Origin of the sequence: Streptomyces sp. SID3212 (genome assembly GCF_009865405.1) — a bacterium.
GTDB lineage: Bacteria > Actinomycetota > Actinomycetes > Streptomycetales > Streptomycetaceae > Streptomyces.
The window spans coordinates 1-1,535 of the sequence record NZ_WWJY01000412.1 but is presented as its reverse complement, the minus strand read 5'-3'; the positions used below and the strand labels follow the sequence as shown (position 1 = coordinate 1,535).

Here is a 1,535-nt window from a genome sequence, read left to right as displayed (position 1 = left end):
CCCGTCCGGCGATTGAGGACATCAGTAAGCGCAACCAAACGCACCGGGCACGCCAGGGAAAGACTCCCACCCCCGATTCCGCCCGCTCCGGCTACGCCTCCCGGCCGGATCCCATCCACCGCATCCGCCGTATTGCTTCCGCGTCACGCCACCCCCCGTGCCACCCCCAGCCCACCCCGCACCGCAAGAACCCCAGGTCCAGGGCCACTTCAGGGGCCCCACGCTTCCTCGGCCGCACCGCGCGCGACCTTCGCGCGAGTCATTCCCTGACCGCGCGTAGTCGGCTAGTTTCAGGCGTCGCAGCCGCTCCACCTCCTCTTCCGGGCGGAACACATCATGAGTCGCGCCATTTCCCTGCACAGGGTCAGCAAGGTGTACGGACGGGGCACCCGCGCCGTCGACCGCTTCTCGCTCGACATCGCGCCCGGCGAGTTCGTCGTGCTGCTCGGGCCCTCCGGCTGCGGCAAGTCCACCGTGCTCCGCATGATCGCCGGTCTGGAGGACATCAGCGAGGGCGACCTCCTGCTCGACGGCGAGCGCGCCAACCTCGTGCCGCCCCGCGAACGCGGCATGGCCATGGTGTTCCAGAATTTCGCGCTCTACCCGAGGATGACCAACCGCGACAACATCGGCTTCCCGCTGCGCCTGGAGAACCCCCGCGAGGACAGCACCGCACGCGTCGAGGCGACGGCCAGGATGCTCGGCATCGAGACCATCCTGGACCGCTACCCGAGCCAGCTCTCCGGCGGCGAGCGCCAGCGTGTCGCGATGGGCCGGGCCATCTCCCGGCGGCCCTCCGCGTTCCTGATGGACGAGCCGCTGTCCAACCTCGACGCCAAGCTCCGCAACCATCTGCGCGCCGAGATCGCCCGGCTGACCGCCGACCTCGGCGTCACCACGGTGTACGTGACCCACGACCAGGCGGAGGCGATGTCGCTGGGGGACCGCGTCGCCGTGATGCGCGGCGGGGTCCTCCAACAGGTCAGCGCGCCACGTGAGGTGTACGCCCTGCCCGAGAACGTGTTTGTCGCCGCCTTCATCGGCACCCCCCGGATCAACCTCCTCCAGGGCGTGGTCTACGCCCCGTTGGACGGACGCATGTCGATCGACCTCGGCCGCCAGCGCCTGCCCCTGCCCGAACCGCTCAGCCAGGACCACCAGTTGCTCCGGATCCAGCAGGGCCGGCAGGTCATCGTCGGACTGCGCTCGGAGGCGGTCCGTGTCGCGCCGCCCAGCCAGGCCCGCCCCGGGGAGGTGGCGCTGAGCGGCATCGTCGAGCACATGGAGTACCAGGGGCACGAGGCGCTGGTGCACCTCAACACCGGCTCCCGGCCGGCGGTGGTCACCGATCTGGAGTCACCGAGGCCCCGGACCGGCCCGCGCCGCCGCAGGAACGGCGGTCCCGGTGTGCTGGAACGCCTGCGGGAACGTACGGCCGGACGGCGGGGCGGTCAGGGCGCGGGCGGGGAGAGCCGTAACGGGTACGGCGCCGGCCACGGCGACGCGCACCCCACCGCCCAGGAGAACGGCCGAAC

At 71.3% G+C, this 1,535-nt stretch carries 1 protein-coding gene; it reads left to right on the top strand.

What is annotated here, in order from left to right; translation table 11 throughout:
* Window positions 1-336: 336 nt before the first annotated feature.
* Window positions 337-1,535: ABC transporter ATP-binding protein (locus GT042_RS12525; RefSeq protein WP_161308782.1), on the top strand; the 1,199-nt coding region annotated here is incomplete at its 3' end.